This window comes from Streptomyces phyllanthi (assembly GCF_009377205.1).
Taxonomy (GTDB): Bacteria; Actinomycetota; Actinomycetes; order Streptomycetales; family Streptomycetaceae; genus Streptomyces; species Streptomyces phyllanthi.
The window spans coordinates 16,203-33,220 of record NZ_VJZE01000053.1; the positions used below are offsets into that span (position 1 = coordinate 16,203).

Consider the following 17,018-nt stretch of genomic DNA (forward strand, 5'->3'; position numbering starts at 1 on the left):
TGTCCGCTTCGGAAGCGCGGTGTCACGGCCAGAATTGACCCGATTATCTGCTAGTAAGTGAGGAACCTCACACGGCGATCATGCCATCTTCACGACTTGCCCCAGGACCCCCATGTTTAGCCTGACGCTTTACAGAGTTGCCGAATCCGACAACCCGCGCCTCCAGGGCGGCTCTTGAGGCTGCCCGGAGCCCCTAACCACGAGGTCACCCACACCAGTGAAGACGACGATGATGTTCCGCACCATAGCCAACCCGCAGCGCACCACGCTCGCGCATCTCACCGACGCCGACGATCTGGAGACGCCGCAGCAGGAGCACCCCGTCGACCTCCCCTCCCAGACCGCCAACCCCCGGCGGACCGTCCTCGTGGAGGTCCCGACCCGGGCCTCCGCCGCGGAGTAATACGCGCGGCGACCACCGGTTGCTCAAGCCGGACCCGTACGAATGTGACCGGTTTCCGAAGACGGTCGCGTACGCGTGTGAAGGGCGCCCCCGACGTCACCCGAGACGTCCGGGGGCGCCCTTCATAATGGGCGGGGCGGGCGCCCCCTGCCGCGTTAGCCTGGAGCGTCAGACTCCAGCCGGCTCAAGTGAGGGGCGCAGGGATCCCGTGCGCATTGCCAGATTCTCCATCGACGGGAACGTCGCGTTCGGCGCGGTCGAGGGCGACAGGCCCGACGAGCTCGTCCTCGACATCATCAAGGGCATCCCCTTCACCGAGTTCGAACTCTCCGGCACCAAGGTCCCGCTGAGCAAGGTCCGCCTCCTGCCGCCCGTGCTGCCCAACAAGGTCGTGGCCTTCGGCCGCAACTACGCCGAGCACGCCAGGGAACTGGGCAACGAGGTGCCCGACGCCCCGTTCGCCTTCTTCAAGCCGTCCACCTCGGTGATCGGCCCCGGCGACGAGATCCAGTACCCGGCCTTCTCCAGCGAGCTGCACCACGAGGCCGAGCTGGCCGTGGTCATCGGCCGCATGTGCCGCGAGGTCCCGCGCGAGCGCGTCAAGGACGTGATCTTCGGCTACACCTGTGCCAACGACGTCACGGCCCGCGACGTCCAGAAGCGCGAGAAGCAGTGGGCCAGGGCCAAGGGCTTCGACACCTCCTGCCCGCTCGGCCCCTGGGTCGAGACGGACCTGGACATCGCCGCCGCGGCGGACCTCACCATCCAGTGCACGGTCAACGGCGGGCAGCGCCAGCTGGGCCGGACCAGCGAGATGATCCACTCCATCGAGGACCTGATCGTCAACATCACCGAGGCCATGACGCTGCTCCCCGGCGACGTGATCCTCACGGGCACCCCCGCGGGGGTCGGCCCCCTCAGTGTCGGCGACGAGGTCGCCGTCACCATCGAAGGCATCGGCACTCTCACCAACAAGGTAGTCAAGCGTGGCTAGCGCACCCGTCCGCGTACGTTTCTGTCCGTCGCCCACCGGCAACCCCCACGTGGGGCTGGTCCGCACGGCCCTGTTCAACTGGGCGTTCGCCCGGCATCACAAGGGCACCCTGGTCTTCCGCATCGAGGACACGGACGCCGCCCGCGACTCCGAGGAGTCCTACGAGCAGCTCCTGGACTCGATGCGCTGGCTGGGCTTCGACTGGGACGAGGGTCCCGAGATCGGGGGACCCCACGCGCCGTACCGCCAGTCGCAGCGCATGGACCTCTACAAGGAGGTCGCCCGGAAGCTGCTGGACGGCGGCTACGCGTACCGCTGCTACTGCACCACCTCGGAGCTGGAGGAGCGCCGCGAGGCCGCCCGCGCCGCCGGCAAGCCCTCCGGCTACGACGGCCACTGCCGCGAGCTGACCGCCGAGCAGGTCGAGGCGTACGAGGCGGAGGGCCGCGAGCCCATCGTCCGCTTCCGCATGCCCGACGAGACGATCACCTTCACGGACCTGGTCCGCGGCGAGCTGACCTTCACCCCGGAGAACGTGCCGGACTACGGCATCGTCCGTGCGAACGGCGCCCCCCTCTACACGCTGGTCAACCCGGTCGACGACGCCCTGATGGAGATCACCCACGTCCTGCGCGGCGAGGACCTGCTCTCCTCCACCCCGCGCCAGATCGCCCTGTACAAGGCGCTGATCGAGCTGGGCGTGGCCAAGCAGACCCCCGCCTTCGGCCACCTGCCGTACGTCATGGGCGAGGGCAACAAGAAGCTCTCCAAGCGCGACCCCCAGTCGTCGCTGAACCTCTACCGCGAGCGCGGCTTCCTCCCGGAGGGCCTGCTCAACTACCTGTCCCTGCTGGGCTGGTCGCTCGCGGCCGACCGGGACGTCTTCTCGATGGACGAGATGGTCGCGGCCTTCGACGTGGCGGACGTGAACCCCAACCCGGCCCGCTTCGACCTCAAGAAGTGCGAGGCGATCAACGCCGACCACATCCGCCTGCTCGACGTGAAGGACTTCACCGAGCGCTGCGCCCCCTGGCTCAAGGCCCCGTTCGCCCCCTGGGCGCCCGAGGACTTCGACGAGACCAAGTGGCACGCGATCGCCCCGCACGCGCAGAGCCGTCTGAAGGTCCTCTCGGAGATCACCGAGAACGTCGACTTCCTGTTCCTGCCGGAGCCGGTCCTCGACGAGGCCAGCTGGACGAAGGCGATGAAGGAGGGCGCGGACGCCCTGCTGCGCACGGCCCGCGAGAAGCTCGAGGCGGCCGACTGGACGTCGCCCGACTCCCTCAAGGAGGCCGTCCTGGCGGCGGGCGAGGCCCATGGCCTGAAGCTCGGCAAGGCCCAGGCCCCGGTCCGCGTGGCCGTCACCGGCCGCACCGTCGGCCTGCCCCTCTTCGAGTCCCTGGAGATCCTGGGCAAGGAGAAGACGCTGGCCCGCGTCGACGCGGCGCTGGCGAAGCTGGCCGGGTAGGGCCGGGCGGACCAGGCACAGGCCTGAGGGGCGGCACCCGGACGGGTGCCGCCCCTCAGGCGTTGACCGGACGGTGTCGTCCCGGGCTGGTCCCATGACATCGACAGTCCGTTCCCCGGGGGTTACGGTCGGTGTCATGCCGATCAAAGCCGTGGTCTGGGACGTCGACGACACTCTCTTCCAGTACACGGCGGCGGAGCAGGCCGGAATGCGCGGACACGTGATCGCCGAGGGCCTGCTCGACGCGTACGAGACCGTGGAGCTGGCCGTCGCCCGGTGGCGGGAGGCCACCTTTGAGCAGTGGGGGCGGTTCGCGGCCGGGGAGGTCGACTTCGAGGGGCAGCGGCGGGACCGGGTGCGGGTCTTCCTCGGGGAGCCGTCCCTGACCGATGCCGAGGCCGACGCGTGGTTCCAGCGGTACCTCACCCACTACGAGGCCGCCTGGACGCTCTTCCCCGATGTCCTTCCGGTGCTCGACACGCTCGCCGCCAGCCACCGACACGCCGTGCTGTCCAACTCGAGTCTCCTCGTCCAGGACCGCAAGCTGCGCATGCTCGGCGTCCGCGACCGCTTCGAGGCCGTGCTGTGTGCCGCCGAGCTGGGCGTCGCCAAACCCGACGCCCGGGCCTTCAACGCGATCTGCGCCGAACTCGCCTTGTCCCCGGCCGAAGTTGCGTATGTCGGCGACCACCCGAGGATCGACGGACAGGGCGCCGCCGACGCCGGTCTGCTGTCCGTCTGGATCGACCGGGACGGCCTGCACACGGATGGCGATGTCGCCGCCGGCCTTCACCGGATCGCCTCACTCGACGAGCTCCCGGCGCTCCTCCATGGCGATACTCGTTTTGGAGCGCCGTCCACCTTCGGGTAATGTTCTTCCTGCGCCGCCGAGAGCGGGCCGAAAGGCCGGGACCCGGAGGCGCAAGCTAGAACAAGATCCCCTCAGGGGCTTGCGTTCCAGTGGCCTATGGTGTAATTGGCAGCACGACTGATTCTGGTTCAGTTAGTCTTGGTTCGAGTCCAGGTAGGCCAGCTCGCAGAGCTCATCTGCATCGCGGATCACATCCGCAAGCCCCCGTTGTGTAGCGGCCTAGCACGCTGCCCTCTCAAGGCAGTAGCGCCGGTTCGAATCCGGTCGGGGGTACGGATCCTTCGGGATCGCTAGGGCCCCCGTTGTGTAGCGGCCTAGCACGCCGCCCTCTCAAGGCGGTAGCGCCGGTTCGAATCCGGTCGGGGGTACTGACTGGTCTAAACCACATTGGTCTATGGTGTAATTGGCAGCACGACTGATTCTGGTTCAGTTAGTCTTGGTTCGAGTCCAGGTAGACCAGCTCGGATCTGCGGAAACGCAGAATCCACGCCCCCGTTGTGTAGCGGCCTAGCACGCCGCCCTCTCAAGGCGGTAGCGCCGGTTCGAATCCGGTCGGGGGTACGTCATACGGTGGCCCTCCACTTCGGTGGAGGGCCACCGGCGTTTCTCCGGCACCCGGTGCGGCCCCCGCGGGGGCCGCACCGGGTGCCTACAGCCCGTACCGCCGCGCCGACTCCTCCTCCTGGGCCAGACCGTGCAGCGCCCGCAGCACCGGTTCGAAGAGCACGGCCGCCGCGACCGCCGTCTCCACCCGCTCCGCCTCCGATCCGTGCGTCTCCAGGAAGTCCAGATCGCGCATGGCCACCTGGTGCATCAACTTCGCGTACGGCGCCATCAGTTCGGCGTCCCAGGCGTAGCCGAGCCGGATCAGCGTGGCCAGCGCCACCACCAGCGAGCGATGGACGGGGGAGAGGGGGCCGAGCTCGCGCGCGGTCGCCCAGCCCAGCGAGCTCAGCAACCGGTCCACCTCGCGCCGTGCCGCCGCCACCGCGGGGTCCGTCTCGTCGGGCTCCGGAACCTGGGGCAGTGCCCAAAGGGCCGCGCCCAGCCGGATCGTACGGCCCAGGGACTCGTCGTCCACATGGCCGAGGACCTCCCTGGCGGTCGCCACCGGCACCCGGCCCACCTGGATCAGCGCGCGCACCAGGCGCAGCCGTCGCAGATGGCTCTCGTCGTACTCGGCCGTCGTCGCGTTGACCTGGCGGCCCGGCGCCAACAGCCCTTCGCGCAGGTAGTACTTGATCGTCGCGGTGGACACACCGCTGCGCTCGCTGAGTTCGGCCAGCCGCATCCCTTGCGCCTCTCGTCGGGGGGCGGCACCATCCAAACACGGGACGTCGGATAGCGGCGCTAGCCAACCAAGGGGGAGCCATGTTCGCCAAGACCAACGCGGGGCGCACCACTGCGGCGGCCGAGGGGGACGTGGTGGTCCTGCTCATCGGCATGCGCATCAACCGCTTCCGGGCCGTGCGCCACTGGCTGCCGGTGTTCCTGGCGATGCCGCGCATGCTCCGCGAACTGGGGAGGGATCGCGGCCGGGGGCTGCTGCACCACATCCTGCTGACGGCGTCCCCGCGGACGTACTACGTCGTCCAGTACTGGGAGTCCAAGGAGAAGCTCTACGCCTACGCCTCGGCGTCCGACATGTTCCACCACAAGGCGTGGGCGGCCGTGAACCGCAGGGAGAAGGCCGGGAAGCGCGCCCACGTGGGGATCTGGCACGAGACGTACGTCGTGCCCGAGGGGGCGTACGAGTCGGTCTACGGCGACATGCCGGCGTTCGGGCTCGCGGCGGCGCACGGGGTGCTGCCGCTGGAGGCGCGGGGGCGGCGGGGGAAGGACCGGTTCGCCTACCGGTCGGTGCGGACGGTCGAGCCGGGGGAGGGCCTGCCGCGGCGTTGAGGCGGGCCCGTCCCGGTGACGTGCGGATGGGGCGGCTGACGTACGGGGGTGTCAGCCGGAGCGGCGCAGGGCCTCGGAGAGGCGGGCGGCGGCGTCGATGACCGCCTGGGCGTGCATACGGCCCGGGTGGCGCGTCAGACGCTCGATCGGTCCGGAGACCGAGACGGCGGCCACCACGCGGTTGGAGGGACCGCGCACGGGCGCGGAGACCGACGCGACACCCGGCTCGCGCTCGCCGATCGACTGGGCCCAGCCCCGGCGCCGTACGCCCGACAGGGCCGTCGCCGTGAAACGGGCACCCTGCAGACCGCGGTGCAGCCGCTCCGGCTCCTCCCAGGCCATCAGGATCTGGGCCGAGGAGCCCGCCTTCATCGTGAGCGTCGAACCGACCGGGACCGTGTCCCTCAGGCCGGACAGCCGCTCCGCCGCGGCGACGCAGATCCGCATGTCGCCCTGGCGGCGGTAGAGCTGTGCGCTCTCGCCCGTGACATCACGGAGATGGGTGAGCACCGGGCCCGCCGTGGCGAGGAGACGGTCCTCGCCGGCCGCCGCGGCCAGCTCGGCGAGGCGCGGGCCGAGGATGAAACGGCCCTGCATGTCACGTGCCACCATGCGGTGGTGTTCCAGAGCCACGGCCAGCCGGTGGGCCGTGGGTCGTGCCAGTCCGGTCGCCGCGACCAGTCCCGCGAGGGTGGCCGGACCGGACTCCAGTGCGCTCAGGACAAGGGCTGCCTTGTCCAGAACGCCGACGCCGCTACTGTTGTCCATGCAACGATACTCGCGTCTCACTCTGTGAAACGCAAGTTCAATTTTCCGTGGAACGCGCCACCCTGGATAGTCACAGCGGCCCGCCGACCAACGGGCCCGGCGGCACACGTCCGGAAGCCGGGGGGTACGGGCGGAGCCACCCCAAGATCTCTAGTTGCGCCGGCGCGGAAACAGGCCGGCCGGAGGGAAAGCGATGGGTAGGACACTCGCGGAGAAGGTCTGGGACGACCATGTCGTCCGGCGCGCCGAGGGCGAGCCCGACCTCCTCTTCATCGATCTGCACCTGCTGCACGAGGTGACCAGCCCCCAGGCCTTCGACGGCCTCCGCAAGAGCGGCCGCACGGTGCGCCGGCTCGACCTCACCATCGCGACCGAGGATCACAACACCCCGACCCTCGACATCGACAAGCCCATCGCCGACCCGGTCTCCCGTGTCCAGCTGGAGACGCTGCGCAAGAACGCCGCCGAGTTCGGTGTGCGCCTGCACCCGCTCGGTGACGTCGAGCAGGGCGTCGTCCACGTCGTGGGCCCGCAGCTGGGTCTGACCCAGCCCGGCATGACGGTCGTCTGCGGTGACTCCCACACCTCCACGCACGGCGCCTTCGGCGGTCTGGCGTTCGGTATCGGCACCTCCCAGGTGGAGCACGTGCTGGCCACCCAGACGCTGCCGATGGCCCGCCCGAAGACCATGGCCATCACCGTCGAGGGCGAGCTGCCCGAGGGCGTCACGGCCAAGGACCTGATCCTGGCGATCATCGCGAAGATCGGCACGGGCGGCGGCCAGGGCTACGTCCTGGAGTACCGCGGCTCCGCCATCGAGAAGCTCTCGATGGAGGCCCGGATGACCATCTGCAACATGTCGATCGAGGCCGGCGCCCGCGCGGGCATGATCGCCCCCGACGAGACCACCTTCGCGTACCTCAAGGGCCGTCCGCACGCCCCCGAGGGTGCCGACTGGGACGCCGCCGTCGAGTACTGGAAGACGCTGCGCACCGACGACGACGCCGAGTTCGACGCCGAGGTCGTCATCAACGCCGACGAGCTGTCGCCGTTCGTTACCTGGGGCACCAACCCCGGCCAGGGAGCGCCCCTTTCGGCGTCCGTCCCCGACCCTGCTTCGTACGAGGACGCCTCGGAGCGCTTCGCCGCCGAAAAGGCCCTGGAGTACATGGGGTTGGAGGCCGGACAGCCGCTGCGGTCCATCAAGGTGGACACCGTCTTCGTAGGTTCGTGCACCAACGGCCGTATCGAGGACCTGCGTGCCGCCGCCGCGATCGTCGAGGGCCGCAAAATCGCCGACAACGTACGGATGCTGGTCGTCCCCGGCTCCGCGCGCGTGGGTCTGCAGGCCGTCTCCGAGGGCCTGGACGTGGTCTTCAAGGAGGCCGGCGCCGAGTGGCGGCACGCGGGCTGCTCCATGTGTCTGGGCATGAACCCGGACCAGCTGGCCCCCGGTGAGCGCTCCGCGTCCACCTCCAACCGCAACTTCGAGGGCAGGCAGGGCAAGGGCGGCCGTACGCACCTGGTCTCGCCGCAGGTCGCCGCCGCCACGGCCGTCCTGGGCCACCTGGCGTCCCCCGCCGACCTGTCCGACGCCGCCACCGTCACGCCCGCTGGAGTCTGATCAGCCATGGAAGCATTCACCACGCACACCGGCCGGGCCGTCCCGCTGCGCCGCAGCAACGTCGACACCGACCAGATCATCCCCGCCCACTGGCTCAAGAAGGTGACCCGGGACGGGTTCGAGGACGGGCTGTTCGAGGCCTGGCGCAAGGACCCGGAGTTCGTGCTCAACCGGCCCGAGCGCCGGGGTGCCACGGTCCTGGTCGCCGGACCCGACTTCGGTACCGGCTCCTCCCGCGAGCATGCCGTCTGGGCGCTGCAGAACTACGGGTTCAAGGCGGTCATCTCGTCCCGCTTCGCGGACATCTTCCGCGGCAACTCGCTCAAGAACGGTCTGCTCACGGTCGTCCTGGAGCAGAAGATCGTGGACGCGCTGTGGGAGATCACCGAGAAGGACGCGCAGGCCGAGGTCACTGTGGACCTTGAGGCGCGTGAGGTGCGCGCCGAGGGCATCACCGCCTCCTTCGAGCTGGACGAGAACTCCCGCTGGCGGCTGCTGAACGGGCTGGACGACATCTCCATCACGCTCCAGAACGAGGCCGACATCGCCGCGTACGAGGCCAAGCGCCCCTCGTACAAGCCGCAGACGCTCAAGATCTGAGCCCGAGGCCGGTGAGGGCGCCCGAGGAGACCTCCCCGGCTTGCGCACAAGGCTGATTCCAGCCACCGCAACACCCCTTTGTACCCCCAATCGTGGACGGTTGGGGGTACAGGTGTGTCTGGCCCCACCAGGGGTTCGAGCAGGCACCTGGATGAGTTCAACTCCCCTGGTTACAAGGGTGTTTGCCGGGGTACCCGACCCTCCGGGCCGCGTCACGCCGAGGTGTTCGGGAGGGCGCCGGGAGACGGTAGTTGCCCCCTGCGCAGGCGACAACTCGCCCCAGATGGCACAATCTGTGCATGGAACACGACGGCCAACTCGAGCTCTATACGGCAGTCGCGGACCGACTCAAGGAAGCGCACGCAAGGGTGCGCGCATCGCAAGTCCCGGAGGGCGTACGGATGGCGCTGACCCGGAAGCTGCTGGTCATTACGGCCATGGCCAAGCACGACCTCGCCGACGCGGCAAGACGTCTGGAGAGCTTCATGGCGGACCTCGACGAGGGCCGGACCCCCGAAGAGGGCCGCTGAGGAACTCCCGCGACAGTCCGAGTCTGCTGCGGCACAAGGGTGATTAGCCCGTTTCGTGTTTGATTTGCGGTATATATCTGCCTAACGTGCGAAAAAGCTTGAACACTTTCGTTCTGGCGATGTCTCCGAAGGGGAAGACGTGAACAAGGCGCAGCTCGTAGAAGCGATCGCGGACAAGATGGGCGGCCGCCAGCAGGCTGCCGATGCCGTGGACCATGTTCTGGACGCCATCGTCCGCGCGGTGGTCGCGGGTGAGCGGGTCTCGGTCACCGGCTTCGGTTCGTTCGAGAAGGTCGACCGCCCGGCCCGCTACGCCCGCAACCCGCAGACGGGTGAGCGGGTTCGGGTCAAGAAGACCGCTGTGCCGCGCTTCCGCGCGGGCCAGGGCTTCAAGGACCTCGTGAGCGGTTCGAAGAAGCTCCCGCGCGGTGGCGAGGTGGCGGTGAAGAAGGCGCCCAAGGGCAGCCTCACCGGCGGTGTTTCGGCGACGGTCAAGAAGGCCGCGGCCAAGAAGACCGCCGCCAAGAAGACCGCGGCCGCCGCGAAGAAGACGACCGCCAAGAAGACCACGGCCGCCGCGAAGAAGACGACGGCGAAGAAGGCCCCCACCAAGAAGACCACGGCGGCCGCCAAGAAGACGACGGCCAAGTCGACCGCCGCCAAGAAGACGGCGGCCAAGAAGGCCCCGGCCAAGAAGGCGACGGCCAAGAAGGCCCCGGCCAAGAAGACCGCGGCACGCAAGACCACCGCCAAGAAGACCACCAACGCCCGCAGCTGAACAGGGCGCGGGCACTCACGCGCCGGGCCGGGCTCCCCTGGGAGCCCGGCCCGCGGCGTGTCCGGGGGCACTCGCCCTCCGCAGGGAGCGGCTCCGGCGCCTCAGAGCGTCTGCAGCGTCACCAGGATGATCCGGCGGGCCTCGCCCTCGCCCTCGGTCTCGATGCGCACCCGCTGCCCGGGCCGCAGCAGCCGCAGCCCGCCCGCGTCGAACGCCGGCCCGTCGAACGGCACCGGGGTGCCGTCGTCGAGCAGCACCTGGCCGCTGCGGGTCTCGGGGTCGTACGTGTACGCGGTCGCCTGCATGCTTCGCAGCCTACTGGCCCGGGATCAACAGCCGCGCGGCAGCGGCGGCCGTTCGGGGTCCCACCCCGAGCGCCAGCGCAGCCCGCAGGTCGCTGCCGGTGTCGACGTCCTGGCGTACGGAGTCCACCGCGTCGAGGGCGAGCTCCTCGGCCCCCGAGGCGCGATGGCGGGCGCGGGAACCGGTGCCGAAGGCCGGAAGCAATTCCGCTCCGGGACGCGCGGCCAGCAGTGTCGTGCCCATTGCCGCCGCGTCCGCGAGGAAAGCGCGGGGGAATTCCGCGGCCGCGTCCAGTACCCGGGCCAATTCGCCGGGGCGCAGAGCCGGCAGATCGGCGTTCAGGGCCGCGACGGCCTTTTCGGGACGTACGGTGCGGACGGCCCCCTCCGCGTGCCTCAGAGCCGCGTTCAGACCCGCCCGCGGGGCGTCCGGGACGATACGGGCCCCCAGTGCGCCCAGCTCTCGGCCGGCCAGCTCGTCGTCCGTGACGACTGCCACATCCCGCACGGCCGGGCAGGCGAGCGCCGCCGCCACCGTGTCCTGCGCGAACGCGAGCGCCAGCCCAGGGCGCACCCCGTCGCCGGCGGCGTCCGAGAGTCTGCTCTTGGCTCGCGCCAAAGGCTTCAGAGGCACGACCAGGGTCCACTGCACGAGCGTTCCGCTCCTCCCTCGCCGGGCCTTCGTCCCTTGTACGCCGGCGGCCATTGTCACCCGGCCTTTACGAGCCCCATGCCCAGGGCACCCTGGTGCTTCGACCGCCGGGGCGTACGGTGTTCTCGACAGACCGTCGGCTTGGGGCCACACTTGTGCGGCTCCCCGGGCCCCGGCCCCAGGTTCTAGAGGAAGGTGTCCGCGTGCCCCGCCGCAGAATCGGCTTCTGGTACCGCTTCGCTGCGGTCCTCTGCAAACCGCCGCTGGTGGTTCTGCTCAAGCGGGACTGGCGCGGAATGGAGAACATTCCGGCCGACGGCGGATTTATCACCGCGGTGAACCACAATTCCCACATCGATCCCTTCGCCTACGCGCACTTTCAGTACAACACCGGGCGCGTTCCGCGATTCCTCGCGAAGAGCGGTCTTTTCAGGAAGGGATTCGTGGGCGCCGCGATGCGCGGCACCGGACAGATCCCCGTCTACCGGGAGAGCACCGACGCGCTGAGCGCGTTCCGGGCCGCGATCGACGCCGTGGAGCGCGGCGAGTGCGTCGCCTTCTACCCCGAGGGCACCCTCACCCGCGACCCCGGCCTGTGGCCCATGACCGGCAAGACCGGGGCCGCACGGGTCGCCCTGCAGACCAGGTGCCCGGTGATCCCGGTGGCCCAGTGGGGCGCCAACCTGCTGCTGCCGCCGTACGCGAAGAAGCCCAACATCCTTCCGCGCAAGACCCATCACGTGCTGGTGGGCCCGCCGGTGGACCTCTCGCGCTTCTACGACAAGGAGATGACCCCGGAGCTCCTCAAGGAGGCCACCGAGGTCATCATGGCCGCCATCACCGCGCAACTGGAGACCGTCCGCGGCGAGAAGGCGCCCGAGACGCCGTACGACCCGAAGCAGGTGCGCATCGAGCAGCGCCGCCGGGCCGCCCACGCGGAGCGGACCGGGCGACGCGACCAGGGCAAGCTGGGACAGGAAGAGGGGCAGAGCACGTGAGCAAGCCGGTCAAGGCGGCCGTCTTCGGCACCGGTTCGTGGGGCACGGCCTTCGGGATGGTGCTCGCCGACGCGGGGTGCGACGTCACCCTGTGGGGGCGGCGCGCGGAACTCGCGGACGCGGTCAACTCCACCCGGACCAACCCCGACTACCTGCCCGGTGTCGAGCTCCCGGCGAACCTGAGGGCCACCACGGACCCGGCCGAGGCCGCCGCCGATGCCGACTTCACCGTCCTCGCGGTCCCCTCGCAGACCCTGCGCGGCAATCTCGCCGAATGGGCGCCCCTGCTGGCCCCCGACACCGTCCTCGTCTCCCTCATGAAGGGCGTCGAACTCGGCTCCGCCATGCGGATGAGCGAGGTCATCGAGGATGTCGCCAAGGTCGGGCAGGACCGCGTCGCCGTGGTCACCGGGCCCAACCTCGCCCGCGAGATCGCCGCCCGTATGCCGGCCGCCTCCGTGGTCGCCTGCACCGACGAGGACGTCGCCCGGCGCCTCCAGGCCGCCTGCCACACGCCGTACTTCCGGCCGTACACCAACACCGACGTGGTCGGCTGCGAACTCGGCGGCGCCGTGAAGAACGTCATCGGTCTCGCCGTCGGCATCGCGGACGGCATGGGCCTCGGCGACAACGCCAAGGGCTCGCTCATCACCCGCGGCCTCGCGGAGACCACCCGGCTCGGCCTCGCCATGGGCGCCGACCCGCTGACGTTCTCCGGGCTCGCCGGCCTCGGCGACCTCGTGGCCACCTGCTCCTCGCCCCTCTCCCGCAACCACACCTTCGGCACCAACCTCGGCAAGGGCATGACCCTGGAGGAGACCATCGCGGTCACCAAACAGACCGCCGAGGGGGTCAAGTCCTGTGAGTCCGTACTGGACTTGGCGCGCAGGCACGGTGTGGACACGCCCATCACCGAGACCGTCGTCGGGATCGTCCACGAGGGCAAGCCGCCGGTGGTCGCGCTGAAGGAGCTGATGTCGCGCAGCGCCAAGCCGGAGCGGCACTGAGCCGGAGCGCGGCGCCCCCTTCGGCCCACGCGCGGTGCGGGCGCTGACTACGGGGATACCAGCGGGTACTCTCAACGCGATATGAGCACCGAGAACCTCCCCCAGAGTCCTGAGCAGCCGCCTCGCAAGCCGCGCGTGGCTGTCGTCATCGGCGGCCGCAGCTCCGAACACGGGATCTCCGTGGTCACCGCCGGTTCCGTCCTGCGTGCCATCGACCGGACGAAGTACGACGTCCTGCCGATCGGCATCACCCGGGACGGCCGCTGGGCGCTCATGGCGGACGAGCCGGAGCGGATGGCGATCATCGACCGGCGGCAGCCGGACGTCGAGCAGCTCGCCGAGTCCGACGAGGGCGGTGTGATCCTCCCTGTCGACCCGGGGAACCGCGAAGTCGTCTACAGCGAGCCCGGGTCCGTCCCGAAGGCGCTGGGCGAGGTCGACGTCGTCTTCCCCGTGCTGCACGGCCCGTACGGCGAGGACGGCACCCTCCAGGGCCTCCTGGAGCTCTCCGGGGTCCCGTACGTCGGTTCGGGCGTTCTCGCCTCGGCGGTCGGCCAGGACAAGGAGTACATGAAGCGGGTGTTCACCTCCTTCGGGCTCAAGGTCGGCCCGTACGTGGTGATCCGTCCGCGCGAATGGGAGCGCGACGAGTCCGCCGCCCGCAAGAAGATCATCGACTTCGCGGGCGAGTACGGCTGGCCGCTGTTCGTGAAGCCCGCGCGCGCGGGTTCCTCGATCGGCATCACCAAGGTCGACGACCTGTCCGGCCTCGACGAGGCTATCGCCGCCGCCCAGCACCACGACCCGAAGATCATCGTCGAGGCGGCGGTGCGCGGCCGGGAGATCGAGTGCGGCGTCCTGGAGTTCGAGGACGGGCCGCGCCCCTCGGTCCCCGCGGAGATCCCGCCGCCCGAGGCCCAGGCCTACTACGACTTCGAGGCCAAGTACATCGACTCGACCCCCGGTGTCGTGCCCGCCCCGCTCACCGAGGAGCAGACCGCCGAGGTCCAGCGGCTCGCGGTGGACGCCTTCGAGGCCGCCTCCTGCGAGGGGCTCGTGCGCGCGGACTTCTTCCTCACCGAGGACGGCGAGTTCGTCATCAACGAGATCAACACGATGCCCGGCATGACGCCGATCTCCATGTACCCGCAGATGTGGCAGGCGAGCGGCATCAGCTACCCGGACCTGATCGACCGGTTGGTGCAGGCGGCGCTGCGGAGGTCCACGGGGCTGCGGTAGCCCGCGAACTCCGGGGTCGCGTCAGTCGGCGATCCCCTCGGGTACCGCCTTCTTGATGGCCGGGGTCAGATCGATGAGCACGGGGGAGCTGTCCTGTCCGGCCCGCTCCTTCGACACGGTGACCTCGACGTACGCGAGGCGGCTTGAGGTGGTGAAACGGTACGACCCGTCGTCCCGCTTCTCCATCAGCCAGCCGATGCCGTCCACCTTGCCCGCCACCGCGTCGGGGTCGCCACCGGTGGGCACCTTCGGGTCGACCATCTTGGGCGGCCGCTCCACACCGCAGCGCAGTATGATCGCCGAGCTTCCCCAGGCCGCGGTCAGTGCGGACCGCGGCCGGGGATCACCCCGGTCGAGGCCGTCCACCGTCCGCGGCAGTGCCTCGTCCAGGTTCCGGCACATCGTGGTGACCTTCGCGTCCGGACTCGGAACCGCGAGCGAGGCGTTGTCGTCGCTCGAGGAACAGCCCGCCGTGGCGATCAACAGCGCCAGGGCGGGCGGTCCGGGATGGATGCGGTGCCGGTGACGGAAGAAGTTCACCGGCCAAGGGTAGACGGGGGCTAGAGGTGCACGACCGGGCAGGTCAGGGTGCGGGTGATGCCGTCCACTTGCTGGACTTTCGCGACCACCATGCGGCCGAGTTCGTCGACCGTGTCGGCCTGCGCGCGCACGATCACGTCATAGGGGCCTGTCACATCCTCGGCCTGGATGACTCCAGGGATCTTGCTGATGGTGTCGGCGACGGTCGACGCCTTGCCGACTTCCGTCTGGATCAGGATGTACGCCTGTACCACGGAACCTCCAGGGCGGCCACGAGGATCATGTGGGGAAAAGGAACGCCACGGTATCGCGTCGCCGCTCACCACGGGGAGACCCATGGTGACTGTGGCGCACACTCCGGGGTGCACGATCGACAGTGGTTGACGGTTGATGCGACCGTACCGAGGACCATGACGGCTCGCGACCGGGCGGCCGGAGGAGGGGACGTGCGGCGAAAGCCGTGCCGTCCCGGGGAGCACCCCCCGGCCCTCGGGCCGAAAATCGGGTGGGATGGAGCGAAGACCGTTGAAAGGACCAGGTGAGACACGGTGAAGGGAACCGTGGGCGAGCTCGGCGAGTTCGGGCTCATCAGGGAGCTCACCTCGCGGCTCACCACCACCCCGGCGGTCCGGGTCGGCCCCGGCGACGACGCCGCGGTGGTGGCCGCGCCCGACCGCAGGGTCGTGGCGAGCACCGACATCCTCCTGGAGGGGCGGCACTTCCGCCGCGACTGGTCCACGGCGTACGACGTCGGGCGCAAGGCCGCGGCGCAGAACCTCGCGGACATCGCCGCCATGGGGGCCGTACCGACGGCGCTGCTGCTCGGTCTGGTCGTCCCCGCGGAGCTTCCGGCGACCTGGCCGTCCGAGCTGATGGACGGGTTGCGCGACGAGTGCCAGGTCGCGGGGGCGGCGGTGGTCGGCGGTGATGTCGTACGCGGCGACACGATCACGGTGTCGATCACCGCGCTCGGAGACCTGCGCAACCACGAGCCCGTGACCCGGGCCGGCGCGCGGCCCGGTGACCTCGTGGCCGTGACCGGCTGGCTCGGCTGGTCCGCCGCAGGGCACGCGGTGCTCTCCCGCGGGTTCCGCTCGCCGCGGGCCTTCGTGGAGGCCCACCGGCGCCCCGAGCCGCCGTACCACGCGGGCCCCGCGGCGGCCGGGCTGGGCGCGACGGCGATGTGCGACGTGAGTGACGGACTGATCGCCGACCTCGGGCACATCGCCGAGGCCAGCAAGGTGCGTATAGACATCCGCTCGGGCGCGATCGACATCCCCTCCCAGATGAACGACATCGGGCAGGCGGTGGGCGTCGATCCCCTCCAGTGGGTGCTGACCGGAGGGGAGGACCACGCGATCGTGGCGACCTTCCCGCCGGACGTGAAGCTGCCCGCCCGCTGGAAGGTGATCGGCGAGGTGCTCAATCCCTCGGCGCTGCCCCAGGTGACCGTCGACGGGGCACCGTGGACGAGCAAGGGCGGCTGGGACCACTTCGGGGACATCGAGTCATGACGGCGCCCTCCGGGACGGAGCCCTCCATGAGCGTGCCGCCGAGGGTGCTGACCGTCGCGGGATCCGACTCCGGTGGAGGGGCCGGGATCCAGGCCGACCTGAAGACGATGCTCGCGCTGGGCGTGCACGGCATGAGCGTCGTCACGGCGGTCACGGCCCAGAACTCCGTTGGCGTGCAGGGCGCCTGGGAGCTGCCCGTGGAGGCGGTGCGCGCCCAGTACCGCAGCGTCGTGGACGACATCGGCGTCCAGGCGGTGAAGACCGGCATGCTGGCCTCGGCCGAACTCGTCGAGGCGGTGGCCGAGTTGATCGGCGGCACGGACGCTCCGGCCGTCGTCGACCCGGTGGGCGTCTCCAAGCACGGCGATCCGCTGCTGGCGGCCTCCGCGCTGGACTCGGTGCGGACGAAGCTGCTGCCCGTCGCGACGGTGGCGACGCCGAACCTGAACGAGGTCACCCAACTCACCGGTGTCCGGGCCGAGTCGGAGGACGACCTGGGGCGGGCCGCCGCGGCCGTGCTGGAGTACGGGCCGACCTGGGTGCTGATCAAGGGCGGCCACCTGCCCGGTGACGCCGTGGACCTGCTGACCGACGGCACCGAGGAGCACTGGCTGCGCGCGTCACGGCACGACAACCGGCACACCCACGGGACCGGCTGCACCCTCGCGTCGGCGATCGCGTCACAGCTGGCGAAGGGGCAGTCCGTGCCGGAGGCGGTGGCGGCGGCCAAGGAGTACGTGACCGGGGCGATCGCCGCCGGGTTCGCGCTCGGCGGGGGGATCGGGCCGGTGGACCACGGCTGGGCGTTCAGGCCGCGGGTGGGGTAGC

General features: G+C 70.1%; 20 protein-coding genes and 5 tRNA genes. 19 read left to right on the forward strand and 6 right to left on the reverse strand.

What is annotated here, in order from left to right; genetic code table 11:
- Window positions 1-217: 217 nt before the first annotated feature.
- The 9 genes from FNH04_RS10930 (at window position 218) to FNH04_RS10970 (ending at window position 4,297) form a co-directional block, all read left to right on the forward strand.
- Window positions 218-403, forward strand: a complete 186-nt coding sequence (locus FNH04_RS10930; RefSeq protein ID WP_152782910.1) for a hypothetical protein — start codon at window positions 218-220, stop codon at window positions 401-403.
- 208 nt (window positions 404-611) lie between these two features.
- Entirely contained in the window at window positions 612-1,397 is a 786-nt protein-coding gene (locus tag FNH04_RS10935) for a fumarylacetoacetate hydrolase family protein (protein ID WP_322722900.1), read from the forward strand.
- On the forward strand, window positions 1,390-2,865 hold the full coding sequence (gene gltX, locus FNH04_RS10940; protein ID WP_322722901.1) for a glutamate--tRNA ligase: 1,476 nt from the start codon (window positions 1,390-1,392) through the stop codon (window positions 2,863-2,865). The genes FNH04_RS10935 and gltX overlap by 8 nt, the downstream gene beginning before the upstream one ends.
- Before the next feature lie 136 nt (window positions 2,866-3,001).
- The gene (locus tag FNH04_RS10945) at window positions 3,002-3,736 is read left to right on the forward strand and encodes an HAD family hydrolase (protein ID WP_152782913.1); all 735 of its coding nucleotides are present in this window, start codon (window positions 3,002-3,004) and stop codon (window positions 3,734-3,736) included.
- A 90-nt stretch (window positions 3,737-3,826) separates the two neighbouring features.
- Window positions 3,827-3,898, forward strand: a tRNA-Gln gene (locus FNH04_RS10950).
- Window positions 3,899-3,936: 38 nt separating this feature from the next.
- Window positions 3,937-4,009, forward strand: a tRNA-Glu gene (locus tag FNH04_RS10955).
- A 22-nt stretch (window positions 4,010-4,031) separates the two neighbouring features.
- Window positions 4,032-4,104: transfer RNA gene (locus tag FNH04_RS10960), tRNA-Glu, on the forward strand.
- A 20-nt stretch (window positions 4,105-4,124) separates the two neighbouring features.
- Window positions 4,125-4,196 (forward strand) — tRNA-Gln (locus FNH04_RS10965).
- A gap of 28 nt (window positions 4,197-4,224) precedes the next feature.
- Window positions 4,225-4,297, forward strand: a tRNA-Glu gene (locus FNH04_RS10970).
- An 88-nt stretch (window positions 4,298-4,385) separates the two neighbouring features.
- Here FNH04_RS10970 and FNH04_RS10975 read toward each other — a convergent pair.
- A complete protein-coding gene (locus FNH04_RS10975; RefSeq protein WP_152782916.1) occupies window positions 4,386-5,027 on the reverse strand; it encodes a MerR family transcriptional regulator in 642 nt (213 codons plus the stop codon).
- 80 nt (window positions 5,028-5,107) lie between these two features.
- On the opposite strand from FNH04_RS10975, the gene FNH04_RS10980 reads away from it, so the two are divergent.
- Window positions 5,108-5,638: a DUF4188 domain-containing protein gene (locus FNH04_RS10980; RefSeq protein ID WP_152782919.1), complete on the forward strand. Its 531-nt coding sequence runs from the start codon at window positions 5,108-5,110 to the stop codon at window positions 5,636-5,638.
- Between the two features lie 51 nt (window positions 5,639-5,689).
- Here the strand turns inward: FNH04_RS10980 and ndgR are convergent, their stop codons facing one another.
- The gene (gene ndgR, locus FNH04_RS10985) at window positions 5,690-6,406 is read right to left on the reverse strand and encodes an IclR family transcriptional regulator NdgR (RefSeq protein ID WP_026278050.1); all 717 of its coding nucleotides are present in this window, start codon (window positions 6,404-6,406) and stop codon (window positions 5,690-5,692) included.
- A gap of 193 nt (window positions 6,407-6,599) precedes the next feature.
- On the opposite strand from ndgR, the gene leuC reads away from it, so the two are divergent.
- The 4 genes from leuC (at window position 6,600) to FNH04_RS11005 (ending at window position 9,938) form a co-directional block, all read left to right on the forward strand.
- Window positions 6,600-8,030 carry a 3-isopropylmalate dehydratase large subunit gene (gene leuC, locus FNH04_RS10990; RefSeq protein ID WP_152782922.1) on the forward strand — a complete coding sequence of 477 codons (1,431 nt, stop codon included), beginning with the start codon at window positions 6,600-6,602 and terminating at the stop codon, window positions 8,028-8,030.
- 6 nt (window positions 8,031-8,036) lie between these two features.
- Complete coding sequence (gene leuD, locus FNH04_RS10995) at window positions 8,037-8,630, forward strand: 3-isopropylmalate dehydratase small subunit (RefSeq protein WP_152782925.1); 594 nt, start codon at window positions 8,037-8,039, stop codon at window positions 8,628-8,630.
- Between the two features lie 299 nt (window positions 8,631-8,929).
- Window positions 8,930-9,160 carry an SCO5555 family protein gene (locus FNH04_RS11000; protein WP_152782929.1) on the forward strand — a complete coding sequence of 77 codons (231 nt, stop codon included), beginning with the start codon at window positions 8,930-8,932 and terminating at the stop codon, window positions 9,158-9,160.
- Window positions 9,161-9,299: 139 nt separating this feature from the next.
- Complete coding sequence (locus FNH04_RS11005; RefSeq protein ID WP_322722902.1) at window positions 9,300-9,938, forward strand: HU family DNA-binding protein; 639 nt, start codon at window positions 9,300-9,302, stop codon at window positions 9,936-9,938.
- A gap of 101 nt (window positions 9,939-10,039) precedes the next feature.
- On the opposite strand, the gene FNH04_RS47495 is transcribed toward FNH04_RS11005, so the two are convergent.
- Window positions 10,040-10,243, reverse strand: coding sequence for a hypothetical protein (locus FNH04_RS47495; protein WP_228031277.1), 204 nt, complete (start codon window positions 10,241-10,243; stop codon window positions 10,040-10,042).
- A 10-nt stretch (window positions 10,244-10,253) separates the two neighbouring features.
- On the reverse strand, window positions 10,254-10,892 hold the full coding sequence (gene cofC / locus FNH04_RS11010) for a 2-phospho-L-lactate guanylyltransferase (RefSeq protein ID WP_322722903.1): 639 nt from the start codon (window positions 10,890-10,892) through the stop codon (window positions 10,254-10,256).
- A gap of 203 nt (window positions 10,893-11,095) precedes the next feature.
- Between cofC and FNH04_RS11015 the strand changes: the two genes are divergently transcribed.
- From FNH04_RS11015 to FNH04_RS11025, 3 genes are all read left to right on the forward strand, one after another.
- The gene (locus FNH04_RS11015; protein ID WP_322722904.1) at window positions 11,096-11,890 is read left to right on the forward strand and encodes a lysophospholipid acyltransferase family protein; all 795 of its coding nucleotides are present in this window, start codon (window positions 11,096-11,098) and stop codon (window positions 11,888-11,890) included.
- Window positions 11,887-12,897, forward strand: coding sequence for an NAD(P)H-dependent glycerol-3-phosphate dehydrogenase (locus FNH04_RS11020; protein ID WP_322722905.1), 1,011 nt, complete (start codon window positions 11,887-11,889; stop codon window positions 12,895-12,897). Before FNH04_RS11015 ends, FNH04_RS11020 begins: the two co-directional genes overlap by 4 nt.
- A gap of 81 nt (window positions 12,898-12,978) precedes the next feature.
- The gene (locus FNH04_RS11025; RefSeq protein WP_152782931.1) at window positions 12,979-14,136 is read left to right on the forward strand and encodes a D-alanine--D-alanine ligase family protein; all 1,158 of its coding nucleotides are present in this window, start codon (window positions 12,979-12,981) and stop codon (window positions 14,134-14,136) included.
- Window positions 14,137-14,157: 21 nt separating this feature from the next.
- Here FNH04_RS11025 and FNH04_RS11030 read toward each other — a convergent pair whose 3' ends face one another.
- Both FNH04_RS11030 and FNH04_RS11035 read right to left on the reverse strand, forming a co-directional pair.
- Entirely contained in the window at window positions 14,158-14,676 is a 519-nt protein-coding gene (locus FNH04_RS11030) for a DUF3515 domain-containing protein (RefSeq protein WP_322722906.1), read from the reverse strand.
- Between the two features lie 20 nt (window positions 14,677-14,696).
- Entirely contained in the window at window positions 14,697-14,930 is a 234-nt protein-coding gene (locus FNH04_RS11035; RefSeq protein WP_017947604.1) for an Lrp/AsnC family transcriptional regulator, read from the reverse strand.
- A gap of 294 nt (window positions 14,931-15,224) precedes the next feature.
- On the opposite strand from FNH04_RS11035, the gene FNH04_RS11040 reads away from it, so the two are divergent.
- Window positions 15,225-16,190 carry a thiamine-phosphate kinase gene (locus tag FNH04_RS11040; RefSeq protein ID WP_322722907.1) on the forward strand — a complete coding sequence of 322 codons (966 nt, stop codon included), beginning with the start codon at window positions 15,225-15,227 and terminating at the stop codon, window positions 16,188-16,190.
- A gap of 26 nt (window positions 16,191-16,216) precedes the next feature.
- Window positions 16,217-17,017: a bifunctional hydroxymethylpyrimidine kinase/phosphomethylpyrimidine kinase gene (gene thiD, locus FNH04_RS11045; RefSeq protein WP_152782938.1), complete on the forward strand. Its 801-nt coding sequence runs from the start codon at window positions 16,217-16,219 to the stop codon at window positions 17,015-17,017.
- The last annotated feature ends 1 nt before the right edge of the window (window position 17,018 follow it).

What these genes read in the sequence shown, in the direction of transcription:
- FNH04_RS10945 (WP_152782913.1), top strand. Translation starts at nt 3,002, where the DNA reads ATGCCGATCAAAGCCGTGGTCTGGGACGTCGACGACACTCTCTTCCAG.
- FNH04_RS10975 (WP_152782916.1), bottom strand. Translation starts at nt 5,027, where the DNA reads ATGCGGCTGGCCGAACTCAGCGAGCGCAGCGGTGTGTCCACCGCGACG.
- FNH04_RS10980 (WP_152782919.1), top strand. Translation starts at nt 5,108, where the DNA reads ATGTTCGCCAAGACCAACGCGGGGCGCACCACTGCGGCGGCCGAGGGG.
- ndgR (WP_026278050.1), bottom strand. Translation starts at nt 6,406, where the DNA reads ATGGACAACAGTAGCGGCGTCGGCGTTCTGGACAAGGCAGCCCTTGTC.
- leuC (WP_152782922.1), top strand. Translation starts at nt 6,600, where the DNA reads ATGGGTAGGACACTCGCGGAGAAGGTCTGGGACGACCATGTCGTCCGG.
- leuD (WP_152782925.1), top strand. Translation starts at nt 8,037, where the DNA reads ATGGAAGCATTCACCACGCACACCGGCCGGGCCGTCCCGCTGCGCCGC.
- FNH04_RS11000 (WP_152782929.1), top strand. Translation starts at nt 8,930, where the DNA reads ATGGAACACGACGGCCAACTCGAGCTCTATACGGCAGTCGCGGACCGA.
- FNH04_RS47495 (WP_228031277.1), bottom strand. Translation starts at nt 10,243, where the DNA reads ATGCAGGCGACCGCGTACACGTACGACCCCGAGACCCGCAGCGGCCAG.
- FNH04_RS11025 (WP_152782931.1), top strand. Translation starts at nt 12,979, where the DNA reads ATGAGCACCGAGAACCTCCCCCAGAGTCCTGAGCAGCCGCCTCGCAAG.
- thiD (WP_152782938.1), top strand. Translation starts at nt 16,217, where the DNA reads ATGAGCGTGCCGCCGAGGGTGCTGACCGTCGCGGGATCCGACTCCGGT.